Below are 13,955 nucleotides of genomic sequence, written 5' to 3'. Positions count from 1 at the left end.
CCCCCCCGCCAGCCGAGCGAAGCGATCGCCCCCTCGATCCGCGCCCGCGCCGGACCGTCCATCCAGTCCGGCCCTTCGGTCAGCACCGCTTCCAGCCGCTTGCCAAGGGCAATGAGGGGACGGAGTAGAGCATCCAGCGCCTGCGCGGCCGGTCCCGCCGCATCGACCAGTTCGGCCGGCGGCTCGGTCAGCTCGGTCTCCAGCCCATAGCCCGCCTCGCCATCCTTCGCCCGGGCGAACACCGCGCCGCGAACGCACGCCAGCAATTCCTCGACCGGGCCGAACGGATTGCCCTCCTGCACCCGCGCCAGCCAGCCCTCGGCGGGCAGCAGCCGTGCGGCATCGACCGCCGCCGCCACCGCCTCCGCGCCTGCCGAATCATAGCTGGCGACGTCGGACAGCCGGGCCGCCAGCCCGCGCCGCCGCCCGCGCCCGCCGCCTTCCGGCCCCAATACCCAGCGGCGGATCTCGATCGACTCCATGCCGGTCAGGGCGGCGGAGAACATCGCATCGGCGGCATCGAACAGGTGATGGCCTTCGTCGAAGACATAACGGGTCGGGCGCGTGCCGGTCTCGCGCCCGCGCGCGGCGTTGACCATCACCAGTGCATGGTTGGCGATGACGATATCGGCCTGTGCCGACGCCCGCGCGGCGCGTTCGATGAAGCATTTCCGGTAATGCGGGCACCCGGCATAGATGCACTCGCCGCGCCGGTCGGTCAGCGCGGTCGATCCGTTGCGCCGGAACAGCGTCGGCAGCCAGCCGGGCAGGTCGCCGCCGACCATGTCGCCATCCGCACTATACGCCGCCCAGCGGGCGACCAGTTGCGCCAGCACCGCCGCCCGCCCCTGAAACCCGCCTTGCAATGCATCTTCGAGGTTCAGCAGGCACAGATAATTCTCGCGCCCCTTGCGGGTCACGACGCGCGCGCGGCGTTCGACGGGATCGGGAAACACCCGTTCGCTTTCCTGCGCCAATTGGCGTTGCAACGCCTTGGTAAAGGTCGACACCCACACCGCGCCATCGGCCTGCGTCGACCACAAAGATGCCGGCGCGAGATAGCCGAGCGTCTTGCCGATGCCCGTTCCCGCCTCCGCCAGCACCAGATTGGGCGTGTCGCGCGCGACGCGCGGGGCGAAGGCATCGGCGGCGGCGGCGGCAAAGGCGCGCTGGCCGGGGCGCGTCTCGGCCCCCTGGCCGGTCAATGTCGTCAGCCGTTCGGCAACCGCGTCGTGAGCGAGCGTGACCGTCCGCGGGTGCCCCCGTGGCGGCGCTTCCTCCCATTCGGGCAGCTTCGCGAACAGCCAGCGTTCGGCGGTGGCGGGTTTGGGCAGCACCTGTCCCAGCGCCGGCGCCCACGGCCAGCGCAGCCGGAACAGCGATTGCGCGGCGGTCCACGCGCCCTCCTGCTCCGCCCAGGGCGCCGATGCGGTGGCGATCAGTGCGGCGGCGGCATCGCGCAACAGCGCCGCGACCGCCGCTTCATCGGCGGGCGGGGGAAGGTCCAGCGCTTGCGCGATCCCCTTGGGCGTCGGCACCGCGAAGCGCGCCGGATGGACGAAGGCGTAGAGCTCGAGCAGGTCGAGCCCCGACAATTCGGCATAGCCCAGCCGCTGCCCGATCAGCGGCGCGTTGAGGACGATGGTCGGCGTATCGGCAACGCACGCGATCGCCTCCCCCCGACTGACCTCGCGCGTACCCATCGCATCGGCGATCCAGACACCCGAATGGCTGGCGTGCAGGGCGGGGTAGGGGAGCATTTGCGAGCCTTACCGCGCCTAGTGTCAGAACGGAAGTGGAACGCAAAAATCCTCCCCGGCACGGGGAGGATTTAGTCGTCGATCTTTTCCCGCTGGCGGTCGGCCCACTCCTTGCCTTCGTCGCCGCCCCACAACAGCCATGCGATGTAGCCCGCCGACGGGTCTTCATCGTCGCCCCAGCTATGCGCCTTGCCGTCCTTGTCGACGCCGTGCCGCGCGAAATAGCTGTGCATCGACTTGACGTCGGCGTCGGACATCGGCCCGCCATCGGCGATCTGCTTCGCGCGCTTCACCCCGGCCGCGGTCCCGCCGCGATCGAATTTGTCGCGCAGCTTCAGGCCCTTTTCGGCGTTCGCCGCCATCTTCTTCGTCGGCTTGTGTTCGTCGGCCATCGTCATCCTCCGTCAACGGCCCAACCGGTTCGTTCGCGGCCGGGTTCCGTCACCACAGCACGCCCTTTTCGGGCTTCAGCGGTTCGGGCGCGGGATCGCCGATCGCCTGCAGCAGGTCGATCTCGATCGTACGGCACATCGCGGTCAGCGGCAGGTCGTGGACGTTGTTGGCGAACGGATCGGCCAAATCCTCGCCGATCTGCAGCACCGCAAGGAACATCAACCCGGCCAGCCCCGACCCCAGCGGCGTGGCGATACCCAACGTCTCGACCAGCCCGATCGGCAGCACGATGCAGAACAGCCGCGTGAACAGCGACGGCAGGAACCGATATTGCACCGGCAGCGGGGTGTTCTTGATCCGCTCCATGCCGCCCTGCGCATTGGCGATGTCGATCAGCACGCTTTCGAGGCTGGTCTGCTGGATGCTGTCGATCCAGTCGCGCCGCTGCGCTTCGGCGATGCGCGCGCCGGTCCCGTCGAGCAGTCCGTTGGCGACGTTGGTCCGCCCCAGCGGCTCGCCCGCCTCGTCGCGCGACAGGAACCGGTGGACCTCGTCCTTCGAATCCTGCCGCCGCAACTGACAGCGCAGTGCATGGACATAGGCGATATGCCGCAACACGATCGAGCGCTTCAGGTCGCGCTTCTGCCCCTCATTCTCCGGCCCGATGAACGAGATCGCGCCACGCGCGAGGTTGCGCGAGGCATTGATCATCAGTCCCCATAGCGACCGCCCCTCCCACCAGCGCGCATAGGCGGAATTGACCCGGAAGCCTAGGAACAGCGCCAGCGCCGAACCGAAGATCGTCAGCGGCAGCGACGGCGCCTTGAACGGCAGCACAAAATAGACGCCGGTGACGATCACGTCCCAAATGAACAGTGCCAGCGCGGGCTTCCATACTTCGGAGACGATGCGGGACAGGCGGGGTGCGTCGGATACGATCATCGCAACAGGCTACGCCCAACCTGCATCAAGGTTGCGTCGCAACAGGTGGAAATATTGCGGCCGACCGCGTATCTGGACCGGATGATCGACGCAGAAATCCGCAATGCAGCATTGGTTTCAAAGGCTTGGCCGTATGAAGAGGCGCGCAAGCTGCTCAAGCGCTATCCCGACGGAAAACCCGGCGGCGCGCCGATCCTGTTCGAAACCGGCTATGGCCCGTCGGGCCTGCCGCATATCGGCACGTTCAACGAAGTGCTGCGCACGACGATGGTCCGCCGCGCGTTCGAGGAACTGTCGGACCAGCCGACCCGCCTGATCGCCTTTTCCGACGACATGGACGGGCTGCGCAAGGTGCCGGACAATGTGCCGAACGGCGACATGCTGCGCGAACATCTCGGCAAGCCGCTCAGCGAAATCCCCGATCCGTTCGGTACGCATGCCAGCTTCGCCGCGCACAACAATGCCCGGCTGCGTGCGTTCCTCGACCAATATGGCTTCGACTATGAATTCGCGTCGTCGACCGACTATTATCGCGGCGGCCGGTTCGACGATGCGCTGAAGGCGATCCTGCGTAATTACCAGGCCATCCTCGACATCATGCTGCCGACATTGGGCGCCGAACGTCGCGCGACCTATTCGCCGGTGCTGCCGATTTCGCCGACCAGCGGCATCGTGTTGCAGGTGCCGGTCGAGGTATTGGACCCCGAGAGCGGCATGGTCGCGTTCATGGACGATGGCATCCGCGTCGAACAGTCGATCCTGTCGGGCGGTGCGAAGCTGCAGTGGAAGGTCGACTGGGCGATGCGCTGGGTCGCTTTGGGCGTCGATTACGAAATGGCGGGCAAGGACTTGATCGATTCGGTCACCCAGTCGTCGAAGATCGCCCGTGTGCTCGGTGCGCGTCCGCCCGAGGGCTTCAACTACGAAATGTTCCTCGACGAACATGGGCAAAAGATTTCGAAGTCGAAGGGCAATGGCCTCAGCCTCGAACAATGGCTGACCTATGGCCCGCCCGAAAGCGTCGCCTTCTACGCCTATCGCGAGCCGAAAAAGGCCAAGCAGCTCCATCTGGGCGTGATCCCGCGCGCGATCGACGAATATTGGCAGTTCCGCGCCAATTATGCCGACCAGCCGGTCGAACAGCGCCTCGGCAACCCGGTCCACCACATCCATGGCGGCCCGCCGCCGGCCGAGACGCTACCGGTGACCTTCGGGCTGTTGCTCAATCTAGTCGGAGTGATGGGCGACGCGACCAAGCCGCAGGTCTGGGGCTATCTCGCCAACTATGTCGAGGATGCTTCGGCGGAGCGCTATCCGGCGCTCGACGCGTTGATCGACCATGCGCTGGCCTATGTCCGCGACGTCGCCGACAAGCCCGAACGCCGCGCCCCGACCGAGGCCGAACGCGCCGCGCTCGAACGGCTCGACGCCGACCTCGCGGCGATGCCCGCCGATGCCGGTGCCGAGCAGATCCAGAACGCGGTCTACGAAATCGGCAAGACCGCCGGCTTCGAATCCTTACGCGACTGGTTCAAGGCCTGCTACGAAACGCTGCTCGGTACGTCGCAGGGACCACGTATGGGCAGCTTCATCGCGCTCTACGGCATCGACAACAGCCGCCAGCTGATCGCCGAGGCGCTGGCGCGGTAACGCACGAATCTCGGTAATCCTGGTCCACCTTCGTCATTCCCGCGCAGGCGGGAATCCATAGCCGGAGACGTTTCGGCTCGATCCGCAACGATGGTACATATGGACTCCCGCCTGCGCGGGAGTGACGCAGCAGGCGGAGTGGTGCGCAAACCCGACTCCCCTCCCTTGTCAGGGAGGGGGCTAGATCGGCCTACTTCCGGTCCTCGTAGAACTTCTTGACCACATTCCATCCTTCCTCCGCCGTTTCGACGAAGGTGATGAGGTCCAGATCGCGTTCCGAAATCACGCCTTCCTCGACCAGCGCGTCCCAGTTGACGACCCGATCCCAGAATTCGCGACCATAGAACAACACCGGGATCGGCTCGATCTTACCGGTCTGGATCAGCGTCAGCAGCTCGAAACTTTCGTCGAACGTCCCAAAGCCGCCCGGAAACACCGCCACCGCGCGCGCCCGCAGCAGGAAGTGCATCTTTCGCAGCGCGAAATAGTGGAACTGCATCGACAGCGCCGGGGTGACGTAGGGATTGGGCGCCTGCTCATGCGGCAGCACGATGTTGAGGCCGATCGATTCGGCGCCCGCTTCGTTGGCGCCGCGATTGGCGGCTTCCATGATCGACGGGCCGCCACCCGAACATACGACGAAGTGGCGCTTGCCGTTGACATCGTTGGGAAACTGGCTGGCGTTGAACGCCAGTTCGCGTGCCACATCGTAATAATGCGCCTTGGCGACGATGCGTTCGGCGATGGCGCGCGACTTGTCGTCCTGCGCCAGGTCGAGCAGCATGTCGGCCTTTTCAGGCTCGGGGATACGCGCCGATCCATAAATGACGAAGGTCGACGCGATGTTCGCTTCGTCGAGCAGCAGCGAGGGTTTGAGCAGTTCGAGCTGGAACCGCACCGGCCGCAAATCCTCGCGCAGCAGGAACTCCATGTCCTGAAACGCCAGTCGATAGGCGGGATGCTCGGTCTGCGGGGTGGAAAGCTGGGCGCGGGCCGCCTCGGCTTCCTGCTTGGCCCCGCGGAACACGCGGGACGGTACTTTTGTATCGGTCATAGGTGGCGAAGTTGTAAGCACGCCTGCGAACAGCGGCAAGCGCCTTGCATCACCAGCACAGCGGCCGCCCGCCCATGTCGAAATGGAAGTGGTTGGCGTGCGCCGCGTTGTATTCGGGGCCGAGCGTGGTGACGAACCGCTTGCACGCCGATCGGTGCACGATGCGCAGGAATTCGCGGACCTGTGGGTCCGGGCTGTTCCAGTCGCGCTCGATCGAGATGCGGCGGCCGTCCGCCAGCACGAAGCTGCCGATATCGACCGCATTGGCAAGGCCGTGTTCGGACACCCGCCCCGCCGCGCGGCTGCCCCCGCCGACGATGCCGCGACAGACATAGGTGCCATAGCTGTCGATGCGGGTCACGTCGCTGCCCAGCAACTGCCGCGCCGCCGGGCGGACGCCGTGGCGGACCCAGCCGACCAATGCGCGCGCCGCCGGACAACGTATCGCCTTCAGCCCATTCACCGGCGTCCCGATGTCGAGCAACTGCACCGCGCCCAGCACGACGCAGCCCGATCCGTAATCGCGGTCGGGCAGCGGGCTGTAGCGGACCTCGGCACGCGACAGGTCGGCGAAACATTGCTGGGTGTCGCGCGGCGTCTGTCCCTGCAACGTGACCGGCCCCGATGCGCGCGGCGCGATCAGCCGTGTCGGCGGCGGGGCAGGCTCGCGCCGGTCGCCCCCCACACAGGCAGACAGTAACAATATGAGCGACAGGGCGGTGAAACGGTGGGCAGCCATCCCCATCTTGGTTCCACGTTGCCAGCGACACGACAAGCGGCGATGCGGCCGACCGTTCTGCCCCGCCGAGCTACGGAATCTGGGTAACCGCTGTCAGGAAAAGATTGATTACCGATAAGTTTTTTGAATATGTACGACTTTTGGATGTTCGGATGACGGACGTCCTGCCCGCCATCCGGTAACGGACCGCTTCGCAAAGGAATGCAGCGTGACCATCGTCGTCCGAACCCTGTCCGATCGTGTGTTCGAGATCGTCCGCGAACGAATCGTCAGCGGCGCGCTTCCCGAAACCTTTCCGATCCGACAGGACGCGCTGGCCAGCGAACTGGGCGTCAGCAAGATCCCGCTGCGGGAGGCGCTGGCCCGGCTCGAGCAGGAAGGGCTGGTCGCCGGACAGGCCAATCGCGGCTATACCGTGCGGCCGATGTCGGCGTTGCAGGCCGAGGAAATCTACGAACTTCGCCTCGCGGTCGAGCCGGGGGCGGCGACCTATGCCGCGATCCACGCCGATGACCAGCGCCGCGCCGCCGCCATCGATGCGTTCGAACGGCTCGACGGGGCGCCCGCGCGCGACCTGCTGGAGGCAGCGGCGCGCAACCGTGCCTTCCACGCCGCGTTGGTCGCGGCAAACGGGCGCGACCTGACGATCGATCTGGTGCAGCGCCTGTCGGTGCTGGCCGAACGCTATGTCGTCGCGCATCTGCGGCCCGAGGGGCGCGGCGACCGCGCCTATGTCGAACATCGCGCGCTGCTCGACGCGTGGCTCGACCGCGATGGCGTGGCGGTGCGCGAGATGCTGACCCGCCATCTCGAAGCGACGATCGAGGATCTGCGCACCCAATTCGCTGCCGCGGTCGCCTGACGCGGGCGGCTGGGGTAGAAGGCGGCATGATCCGTTTCCTGCTGACCCTGACCGCCCTGTCGCTTGCCGCGACCCCGGCATTGGCGCGCGACATCCTGTTCATCGGCAACAGCTTCACGTTCGGCGCCGGGTCGCCGGTCGAACGCTATCGCCCCGACAGCGTCACCGACCTGAACGGCGAAAAGATCGGCGGCGTGCCCGCGCTGTTCCGTACCTTTGCCGAACAGGCCGGGTTGGACTGGAGCGTCTCGCTCGAAACCTCGCCGGGCAAGGATCTGGCCTATCACTATGCCGACCGGCGCGAAGCGATCGACCGGCGTTGGGACGTGGTGATCCTGCAAGGCTATTCGACGCTCGATGCCAAGCGGCCGGGCGATGCCACGCGGCACGGCGAAGCGGCGGGCAGGCTCGCCGCGCTGGTGCGTGCCCGCAACCCCGAGGCACAGGTCGAGCTGGTCGAAACCTGGTCGCGTGCCGACCTGACCTATCGCCCCGGCAGCCGCTGGTCGGGCCAGCCGATCGCGACGATGGCGAACGATCTGGCGGCGGCCAATCGACAGGTCGCACGGACGGTGGCGGGGATCACCGGCACCATCCCGGTCGGCAGCGCATGGAACGACGCGATCGCGACCGGCATCGCCGATGCAAACCCCTATGATGGCATCGATCCGGGCAAGGTCGGGCTATGGGCCGACGATCACTATCACGGCAGCACCGCCGGCTATTATCTGGAGGCGCTGACGATCTTCGGCCGCGTCACCGGCCATGACGTCCGCCGGCTCGGCCCGAACGAGCGTGCCGCCCGCGACCTCGGCCTGACCCCGGCGGTTGCCAAGGCGTTGCAGCGCGTCGCGTGGAAGACGCTGCGGCAACGGTGACGCGCTGGTTGTTCTTCACGCTGCTGCTGACCGGATGCGGCGGCGGCGATGCCGACCGCGCCGGCCGGCTGCGCGCCGCCGGGGCGAATGCCGACCTCGCGACGCTACTCGCCCACGCCAATGTCGATGCCGGTCGCCGCGCCTTTGGCCAGTGCGCCGCCTGCCACACGATCGGCAAGGGGCGGCAGGCGCTGGCCGGACCCAATCTGCACGGCATCATCGGCCGCGCGGTCGCGAGCGATCCGCGCTTCGGCTATACCCAGGCACTGAAGGACCATGGCGGGCGCTGGGACGCCGCGCGGATGGACGCATGGCTCGCCGCACCGTCGCGGGTGGTGCCGGGCACGCGCATGGCCTTTGCCGGCGTCCGCAACCCGATGGAGCGCGCCGACCTGATCGCGTATCTTGCCGAGGAAAGCCGATAATTCTCCCCTCCCTGACAAGGGAGGGGGCGGGGGTGGGTCGGCCTGCGAGGGAAGGTCACGCCCGCCAACGGGCCAACCCACTCCCGACCCCTCCCTTCCAGGGAGGGGAGAGGCGGAATGTCGATTGGACCTACAACTGATGCCCCGTCCGATCGCGTTTCGTCGCCAGATAGCGTTCGTTATGCGGATTCGTCGGCAAATAATGCGGCACGCGCTCGACGACGGCGATTCCCGTCGCCTCCAGCCCGGCAACCTTGGCCGGGTTGTTGGTCAGCAACCGGATCTGCCGCTGCCCCAGCAGCGCCAGCATCCGCCCCGCCACCCCGAAGTCGCGCGCATCGATCGCAAAGCCCAGCCGCGTATTGGCGTCGACGGTATCGAACCCCTGATCCTGCAAGGCATAAGCGCGCAGCTTGTTGACCAGCCCGATCCCGCGCCCCTCCTGCCGCAAATACAGCAGGATGCCCCAGTTCGCATCGGCAATCGCATGGATCGCGGCGTGCAACTGCGGCCCGCAATCGCATTTCAGGCTGCCGAGCACGTCACCGGTCAGGCATTCGCTGTGCAGCCGGACCAGCGGCGGGTTCCCATCGGGCTGACCGATCACCAGCGCGACATGCTCGCCCGCGGCATCGGGGGTGCGAAACGCGACAATCTCGCTGTCCTCGGCCCCCGCCACCGGCAGCCTTGCGCGGGTAACGATCGCCAGCCGGTTGGCATCCTCATGCGCATCGATCGCCGCCGGGGTGATCGTGACCTCCGCACCGGTGCCGCCGGCGATGAACGCCGGCAGCAACCCGGCGACCCGGGCGAGGCGCAGCGCAGCCGTGGCGGCGACCGGTGCGGCCACGTCGATGCTGCGGAACGGCCCTTTCATCGGCGTGGCAAGGTCGAGCTGCGGATCGGCCAGCGCGGTCGCGGCGGCGAAGTCGGTCCATGCCTCGCGCCGGATCGCGACCGGATGATCGGGCTGAGCGGCGGCGCGCTGGTTGACGATGCGGAGCGTCTCCGCCCGGCCAAACGACAACAGGATCTGGCCGGTGCCATCGGGATCGAACCGCGCCAGCCGTTCGGGATCGGCGGTCTCGATCGGCAGCAGCGTCAGCGCGGGTTCCCCCGGCGCGTGAATCGCGATCGACCAGCCGCGGCGCAGCGCGTCGATCGCGCGCGCGACATCGCGGGTCTCGCTCAAAATGCGAACTCGGTGACGATCGGGATATGATCGCTGGGCTTCAGCCAGCTGCGGCAGGGTTCATGGACGCGGTGCGCGGTCGCCTTTGCCGCCACATCGCGGCTGGCCCACATATGGTCGAGCCGCCGCCCGCGATCCGACGCCGCCCAATCCTTCGCGCGGTAGCTCCACCAGGTATAGAGCCGCTGCGGCGGGGGCACGAAGTGCCGCCCCAGATCGACCCAGTCGTTCGCCGCCTGCAACCGCGCCAGCGTCTCGACCTCGATCGGCGTATGGCTGACCACGTCGAGCAACTGCTTGTGGCTCCACACATCGCTCTCCAGCGGTGCGACGTTGAAATCGCCGACCAGCAGCGTCGGGATACCCGCCAATCCCTTCGACCAGTCGATCATCCGTTCGAGGAAATCGAGCTTCTGCCCGAATTTTGGGTTCACGTCGCGGTCCGGCACGTCGCCACCGGCGGGGATGTAGACATTTTCGATCCTGAGGCCGTTGGCCAGCCGTACGCCCAGATGCCGCGCCTCGCCATTCGCCTGCCAGTCGGGCCGGTCGTCCTCGGCCAGTGGCACTTTCGAGATCACCGCGACGCCGTGGTGCATCCGCTGCCCGTTGATCGCGATATGGGTATAGCCCAGTCGCCGCAGCGGATCGTGCGGGAAGTCGCGATTCTCGACCTTCGTTTCCTGCAGGCACAGTACATCGGGCTGCGCCTCGCGCAGGAATTGCTCGACGATGTCCATGCGGAACCGGACCGAGTTGATGTTCCACGAAGCGACCGAAAGCGTGTCCATGAAGCGCCTGTATCGTCGGAGAAGCGCCTGCGCCAGACATGGAAAGGCCCCCGCTCCGGGGGCATGGAGCGAGGGCCGACCTGGCGTTCGTTACGCAGGCGGGCATTGGAGACCCGGGCAACAGGGGGGAAAATCCCGGACGCGCTCCAACACCGCGAGTTCGGTCTTAGGCCCGGGAACCTGTCGCCAAGATGAACAAATTCCGTAATTTTGTAAAAAAGCCGGGCGAATGGGTTTCCTCGAACCGACCGGCGGTCAGCGCCGCGTCCGGCGGGGTTCGTTGAACTGGAACGCGTTGTCGGCGACGGACACGTTGAATTTCTGGTTGGTCAGCCGCACCGTCGTCCGGTTCGCCTGCGCATCCAGCGCGACCCAGCCTTGCAGCATCAGCCCGGCGGGGGCGGAGGGTTGGCGCGCGAATATCATTGTGATCCGGCCATATTCGGGGCGCTTGGGATCATAGGCTTCGACGCTGACGATACGCGGATCGTTCGACGGCACGATCCGCGCATATTTCGACGCGTCGCGTTCGGGGTTCAGCAGGATGCCGAGCGGCGAGTTGCCGATCGGCCAGCGCTGCTTCTGTCCGACCTGATAGTCAAGGAAGTAGAGCGATTTGCCATCCGACACGAGCAGGATCGGTACGCCCTTCTGATATTGAAAGCGAATCTTGCCCGGCTTTTTCAGCGTCAGTTGCCCGGTCAGCACCCGGCCGTTGCGGTCGGTCTGGCTGAAATCGGCGGTCATCGTCTGCGTCGCCGACAAATGCCGCTGGACCGAGGCGAGGTCGTTCTGCGGTGCCTGCGCATGCAGGGCGACCGGGGCGGCAAGCGCTACGGCAAGGGCGAGCGGGCGGATGGTCAGTCTCCGTGTCATGGGGCCGGGATAGGATCGGCGCGTTGAACGCGGCGTGAACCCATGGGTTGCGCCGCGTTCATGCCTGGCCCCCGCGCCAATTACAGCCGGTGCTCGCCCTTCACCCAGCGCACCGTGCCCGAGCTGGCGCGCATCACGACGCTCTCGGTGGTCATCTTGCCCTTCAGCCGCTTGACCCCTTCGAGCAGCGATCCGTCGGTGACGCCGGTCGCGGCAAAGATGCAGTCGCCGCGTGCCAGTTCGGTCAGGTCGTATTGCTTGTCGAGGTCGGTGACGCCCCACTTCGCGGCACGTGCGCGTTCGTCATCGTTGCGGAACAGCAGCCGCCCCTTGAACTGACCGCCGACGCAGCGCAGCGCTGCGGCCGCCAGCACACCCTCCGGCGCGCCGCCCGACCCCATATACAGGTCGATGGTGGTGTCGGGGTCGCTGGTGGCGATCACGCCGGCAACGTCGCCGTCGCCGATCAGCATCACGCCGCACCCGACCGAGCGCAACTCGGCGATCAGCGCTTCGTGGCGCGGGCGGTTGAGGACGCAGACGATGATGTCATGGGGATCGACGCCCTTGGCCTTCGCCACTGCCGTCACATTCTCGGTCGGCGACTTGTCGAGGTCGATGATGCCGTCGGGATAGCCCGGCCCGCACGCGATCTTGTCCATATACACGTCGGGCGCGTTCAGCAGTCCGCCCTTCTCCGCGATCGCCAGTACGGCCAGGCTGTTCGGGCCGGCGGTGGCGCAGATGGTGGTACCCTCCAGCGGATCGAGCGCGATGTCGATTTCCGGACCTTGGCCGGTGCCGACCTTTTCACCGATATACAGCATCGGCGCCTCGTCGCGCTCGCCCTCGCCGATGACGACGGTGCCGTGCATGTCGAGTTCGTTCAGCGCGGCGCGCATCGCTTCGACGGCGGCGGCGTCGGCAGCCTTTTCGTCACCCCGCCCCACCAGCGTCGATGCGGCGATCGCCGCCGCTTCGGTGACGCGCACCATTTCGAGAACGAGGACGCGGTCGAGGGTGTTGCTGACAGGCTGCATGGGACGAAGCTCCTAGGCGTTAAACATATTAAACGCGCGATAGGCGAGCGATGCTTGCCGGGCAAGCCGCGTTGTTCGATACGTCGCGTCTATCGTTCCCGAAAGGTACAGGCATGACGGCGTGGATCGTGTTGCTGGCGATGGTGCAGGACGAAGGGCGGGCGGCGGCGATGATCGCGCGGGCGCGCAGCGTCACACAGGTCGCACAAGCCTGTCGTACCGACGCCGATCCGGATGAAATCCTGGTCTGCGCCGCCCGCAATGCCGACCGGTTCCGCGTACCGCTGACCACCCCGCCGGCCGACGGCGATCCGCGCGCCGTCGATGCGCTGGGCGAGCGCGAACGGTTGCTGGCGGTGCCGCAGCCATCCTGCGGCACGGCGGCGTTTCTGCAACGGTGCGGCTTTGTCGGCGTGACCGCGTCGACCCGGCGCGGCGGCAGCATCGGCGCGCCGCGACCGTTAGCGAAATAGGCAACTATCGCCGCGATACCGGGTTGAGATATCGAGCCTTTTGGGGGAGCAAGCCCATGTCGATGACGCTGTTGTTCGCGCTGGTCCTGCAATCGGCGCCGATCGCTACCAAGCTGAACGTCGCCGAACCGGTCGACTGCACCCTGACGCCGCGGGCGCTGGGTTGTCCCGATCGGCGCAGCGAGCGGTATCGGCTGGGCGACGACGACGAACCGGCGTTCGATCGCAAGGCCGACGGACTGAAACAGGACGGGCGGCAATGCGGACTTTTGGGTTCGCAGCAATATTGCACGCGCAAGCCGCGCACGATCCTGTCGGCGCCGACCAACTGAACGGACGGGGCGGCACGGCGCCGCCCCGCGCGCGTCACGCCTCGGCCAGTTCGGCCTGCGCGTTGACCTTGTGTTCGGCCATCGACGTCAGCTTTTCATCGGTCGCGCGTTCCTCGGCCAGCGTCTCGGTGAGGAGCGTGGCGATATCCTCGCGGCCCAGCTGCTTGGCCCATGCGATCAACGTGCCGTAGCGGGTGATCTCATAATGCTCGACCGCCTGCGCCGACGCGATCAGGGCGGCGTCGAGCACCTTCTTGTCGGCGATGTCGCCGGCGACTTCATCGGCTTCCTTGATGATGCCGTCGATCGCCGGACAGGTCACCGCCTTCTTGGTAGCGCCATGCAGTTCGAAAACCTGCTCCAGACGGCGGATCTGTCCCTCGGTTTCGGCCAGATGCCGTTCGAATCCGGCCTTCAGTTCGGGGTCGGTGGCCTTCCCGATCATCTTGGGCAGCGCCTTGGTGATCTGGTTCTCGGCGTAGTAAATGTCCTGGAGCTGGTGGACGAACAGGTCGTCGAGCGTCGCGATATCCTTTGAAAACAATCCC

At 66.6% G+C, this 13,955-nt stretch carries 15 protein-coding genes and 1 pseudogene; 6 read left to right on the top strand and 10 right to left on the bottom strand.

All coding sequences use genetic code 11. The features are described from left to right. From ASE59_RS20765 to ASE59_RS16270, 3 genes and pseudogenes are all read right to left on the bottom strand, one after another. A pseudogene (locus ASE59_RS20765) lies at positions 1-1,760 on the bottom strand (ATP-dependent DNA helicase); the annotation flags it as partial. Positions 1,761-1,831: 71 nt separating this feature from the next. Further along, on the bottom strand, positions 1,832-2,152 hold the full coding sequence (locus tag ASE59_RS16275; RefSeq protein WP_200913316.1) for a hypothetical protein: 321 nt from the start codon (positions 2,150-2,152) through the stop codon (positions 1,832-1,834). A gap of 49 nt (positions 2,153-2,201) precedes the next feature. Further along, positions 2,202-3,095, bottom strand: coding sequence for a bestrophin family protein (locus tag ASE59_RS16270; RefSeq protein ID WP_056458663.1), 894 nt, complete (start codon positions 3,093-3,095; stop codon positions 2,202-2,204). Between the two features lie 81 nt (positions 3,096-3,176). Between ASE59_RS16270 and ASE59_RS16265 the strand changes: the two genes are divergently transcribed. Next, the gene (locus tag ASE59_RS16265) at positions 3,177-4,745 is read left to right on the top strand and encodes a lysine--tRNA ligase (protein ID WP_056458736.1); all 1,569 of its coding nucleotides are present in this window, start codon (positions 3,177-3,179) and stop codon (positions 4,743-4,745) included. Between the two features lie 190 nt (positions 4,746-4,935). On the opposite strand, the gene ASE59_RS16260 is transcribed toward ASE59_RS16265, so the two are convergent. Both ASE59_RS16260 and ASE59_RS16255 read right to left on the bottom strand, forming a co-directional pair. Then, positions 4,936-5,799, bottom strand: a complete 864-nt coding sequence (locus ASE59_RS16260) for a TIGR00730 family Rossman fold protein (protein WP_056458660.1) — start codon at positions 5,797-5,799, stop codon at positions 4,936-4,938. Positions 5,800-5,848: 49 nt separating this feature from the next. After that, positions 5,849-6,538, bottom strand: a complete 690-nt coding sequence (locus tag ASE59_RS16255) for an extensin family protein (RefSeq protein ID WP_056458657.1) — start codon at positions 6,536-6,538, stop codon at positions 5,849-5,851. A 208-nt stretch (positions 6,539-6,746) separates the two neighbouring features. Between ASE59_RS16255 and ASE59_RS16250 the strand changes: the two genes are divergently transcribed. From ASE59_RS16250 to ASE59_RS16240, 3 genes are read left to right on the top strand one after another with little or no spacing between them, the layout of a single operon-like run. After that, the gene (locus ASE59_RS16250) at positions 6,747-7,400 is read left to right on the top strand and encodes a GntR family transcriptional regulator (RefSeq protein ID WP_056458654.1); all 654 of its coding nucleotides are present in this window, start codon (positions 6,747-6,749) and stop codon (positions 7,398-7,400) included. Between the two features lie 26 nt (positions 7,401-7,426). After that, the gene (locus ASE59_RS16245) at positions 7,427-8,278 is read left to right on the top strand and encodes a DUF4886 domain-containing protein (protein WP_056458652.1); all 852 of its coding nucleotides are present in this window, start codon (positions 7,427-7,429) and stop codon (positions 8,276-8,278) included. Beyond that, positions 8,254-8,703 (top strand): c-type cytochrome, encoded by a 450-nt coding sequence (locus ASE59_RS16240; protein ID WP_235515815.1) that lies wholly within the window; start codon positions 8,254-8,256, stop codon positions 8,701-8,703. Before ASE59_RS16245 ends, ASE59_RS16240 begins: the two co-directional genes overlap by 25 nt. Positions 8,704-8,833: 130 nt before the next feature. On the opposite strand, the gene ribA is transcribed toward ASE59_RS16240, so the two are convergent. From ribA to glpX, 4 genes are all read right to left on the bottom strand, one after another. Continuing rightward, positions 8,834-9,898, bottom strand: a complete 1,065-nt coding sequence (gene ribA / locus ASE59_RS16235; protein WP_056458646.1) for a GTP cyclohydrolase II — start codon at positions 9,896-9,898, stop codon at positions 8,834-8,836. Continuing rightward, on the bottom strand, positions 9,892-10,686 hold the full coding sequence (locus tag ASE59_RS16230; protein WP_056458643.1) for an exodeoxyribonuclease III: 795 nt from the start codon (positions 10,684-10,686) through the stop codon (positions 9,892-9,894). Before ASE59_RS16230 ends, ribA begins: the two co-directional genes overlap by 7 nt. 255 nt (positions 10,687-10,941) lie before the next feature. After that, entirely contained in the window at positions 10,942-11,562 is a 621-nt protein-coding gene (locus ASE59_RS16225) for a LolA family protein (protein ID WP_056458640.1), read from the bottom strand. An 80-nt stretch (positions 11,563-11,642) separates the two neighbouring features. Next, complete coding sequence (gene glpX, locus ASE59_RS16220) at positions 11,643-12,602, bottom strand: class II fructose-bisphosphatase (RefSeq protein WP_056458637.1); 960 nt, start codon at positions 12,600-12,602, stop codon at positions 11,643-11,645. Positions 12,603-12,715: 113 nt separating this feature from the next. Here glpX and ASE59_RS16215 point away from each other — a divergent pair, with 113 nt between their 5' ends. Together ASE59_RS16215 and ASE59_RS16210 are read left to right on the top strand one after the other, a co-directional pair. Continuing rightward, on the top strand, positions 12,716-13,075 hold the full coding sequence (locus ASE59_RS16215; protein ID WP_156360128.1) for a hypothetical protein: 360 nt from the start codon (positions 12,716-12,718) through the stop codon (positions 13,073-13,075). 56 nt (positions 13,076-13,131) lie between these two features. Continuing rightward, the gene (locus ASE59_RS16210) at positions 13,132-13,407 is read left to right on the top strand and encodes a hypothetical protein (protein ID WP_056458629.1); all 276 of its coding nucleotides are present in this window, start codon (positions 13,132-13,134) and stop codon (positions 13,405-13,407) included. Positions 13,408-13,441: 34 nt separating this feature from the next. On the opposite strand, the gene ASE59_RS16205 is transcribed toward ASE59_RS16210, so the two are convergent. Then, positions 13,442-13,955: ferritin-like domain-containing protein (locus tag ASE59_RS16205; protein WP_056458626.1), on the bottom strand; the 514-nt coding region annotated here is incomplete at its 5' end.

Source organism: Sphingomonas sp. Leaf10 (assembly GCF_001421245.1).
GTDB lineage: Bacteria > Pseudomonadota > Alphaproteobacteria > Sphingomonadales > Sphingomonadaceae > Sphingomonas.
The sequence above is the reverse complement of the archived record's forward strand: the minus strand, read 5'-3'. Positions and strand labels throughout refer to the sequence as shown.

What these genes read in the sequence shown, in the direction of transcription:
- ASE59_RS16275 (WP_200913316.1), bottom strand. Translation starts at nt 2,152, where the DNA reads ATGGCCGACGAACACAAGCCGACGAAGAAGATGGCGGCGAACGCCGAA.
- ASE59_RS16270 (WP_056458663.1), bottom strand. Translation starts at nt 3,095, where the DNA reads ATGATCGTATCCGACGCACCCCGCCTGTCCCGCATCGTCTCCGAAGTA.
- ASE59_RS16265 (WP_056458736.1), top strand. Translation starts at nt 3,177, where the DNA reads ATGATCGACGCAGAAATCCGCAATGCAGCATTGGTTTCAAAGGCTTGG.
- ASE59_RS16260 (WP_056458660.1), bottom strand. Translation starts at nt 5,799, where the DNA reads ATGACCGATACAAAAGTACCGTCCCGCGTGTTCCGCGGGGCCAAGCAG.
- ASE59_RS16255 (WP_056458657.1), bottom strand. Translation starts at nt 6,538, where the DNA reads ATGGCTGCCCACCGTTTCACCGCCCTGTCGCTCATATTGTTACTGTCT.
- ASE59_RS16245 (WP_056458652.1), top strand. Translation starts at nt 7,427, where the DNA reads ATGATCCGTTTCCTGCTGACCCTGACCGCCCTGTCGCTTGCCGCGACC.
- ASE59_RS16230 (WP_056458643.1), bottom strand. Translation starts at nt 10,686, where the DNA reads ATGGACACGCTTTCGGTCGCTTCGTGGAACATCAACTCGGTCCGGTTC.
- ASE59_RS16225 (WP_056458640.1), bottom strand. Translation starts at nt 11,562, where the DNA reads ATGACACGGAGACTGACCATCCGCCCGCTCGCCCTTGCCGTAGCGCTT.
- glpX (WP_056458637.1), bottom strand. Translation starts at nt 12,602, where the DNA reads ATGCAGCCTGTCAGCAACACCCTCGACCGCGTCCTCGTTCTCGAAATG.
- ASE59_RS16215 (WP_156360128.1), top strand. Translation starts at nt 12,716, where the DNA reads ATGACGGCGTGGATCGTGTTGCTGGCGATGGTGCAGGACGAAGGGCGG.
- ASE59_RS16210 (WP_056458629.1), top strand. Translation starts at nt 13,132, where the DNA reads ATGTCGATGACGCTGTTGTTCGCGCTGGTCCTGCAATCGGCGCCGATC.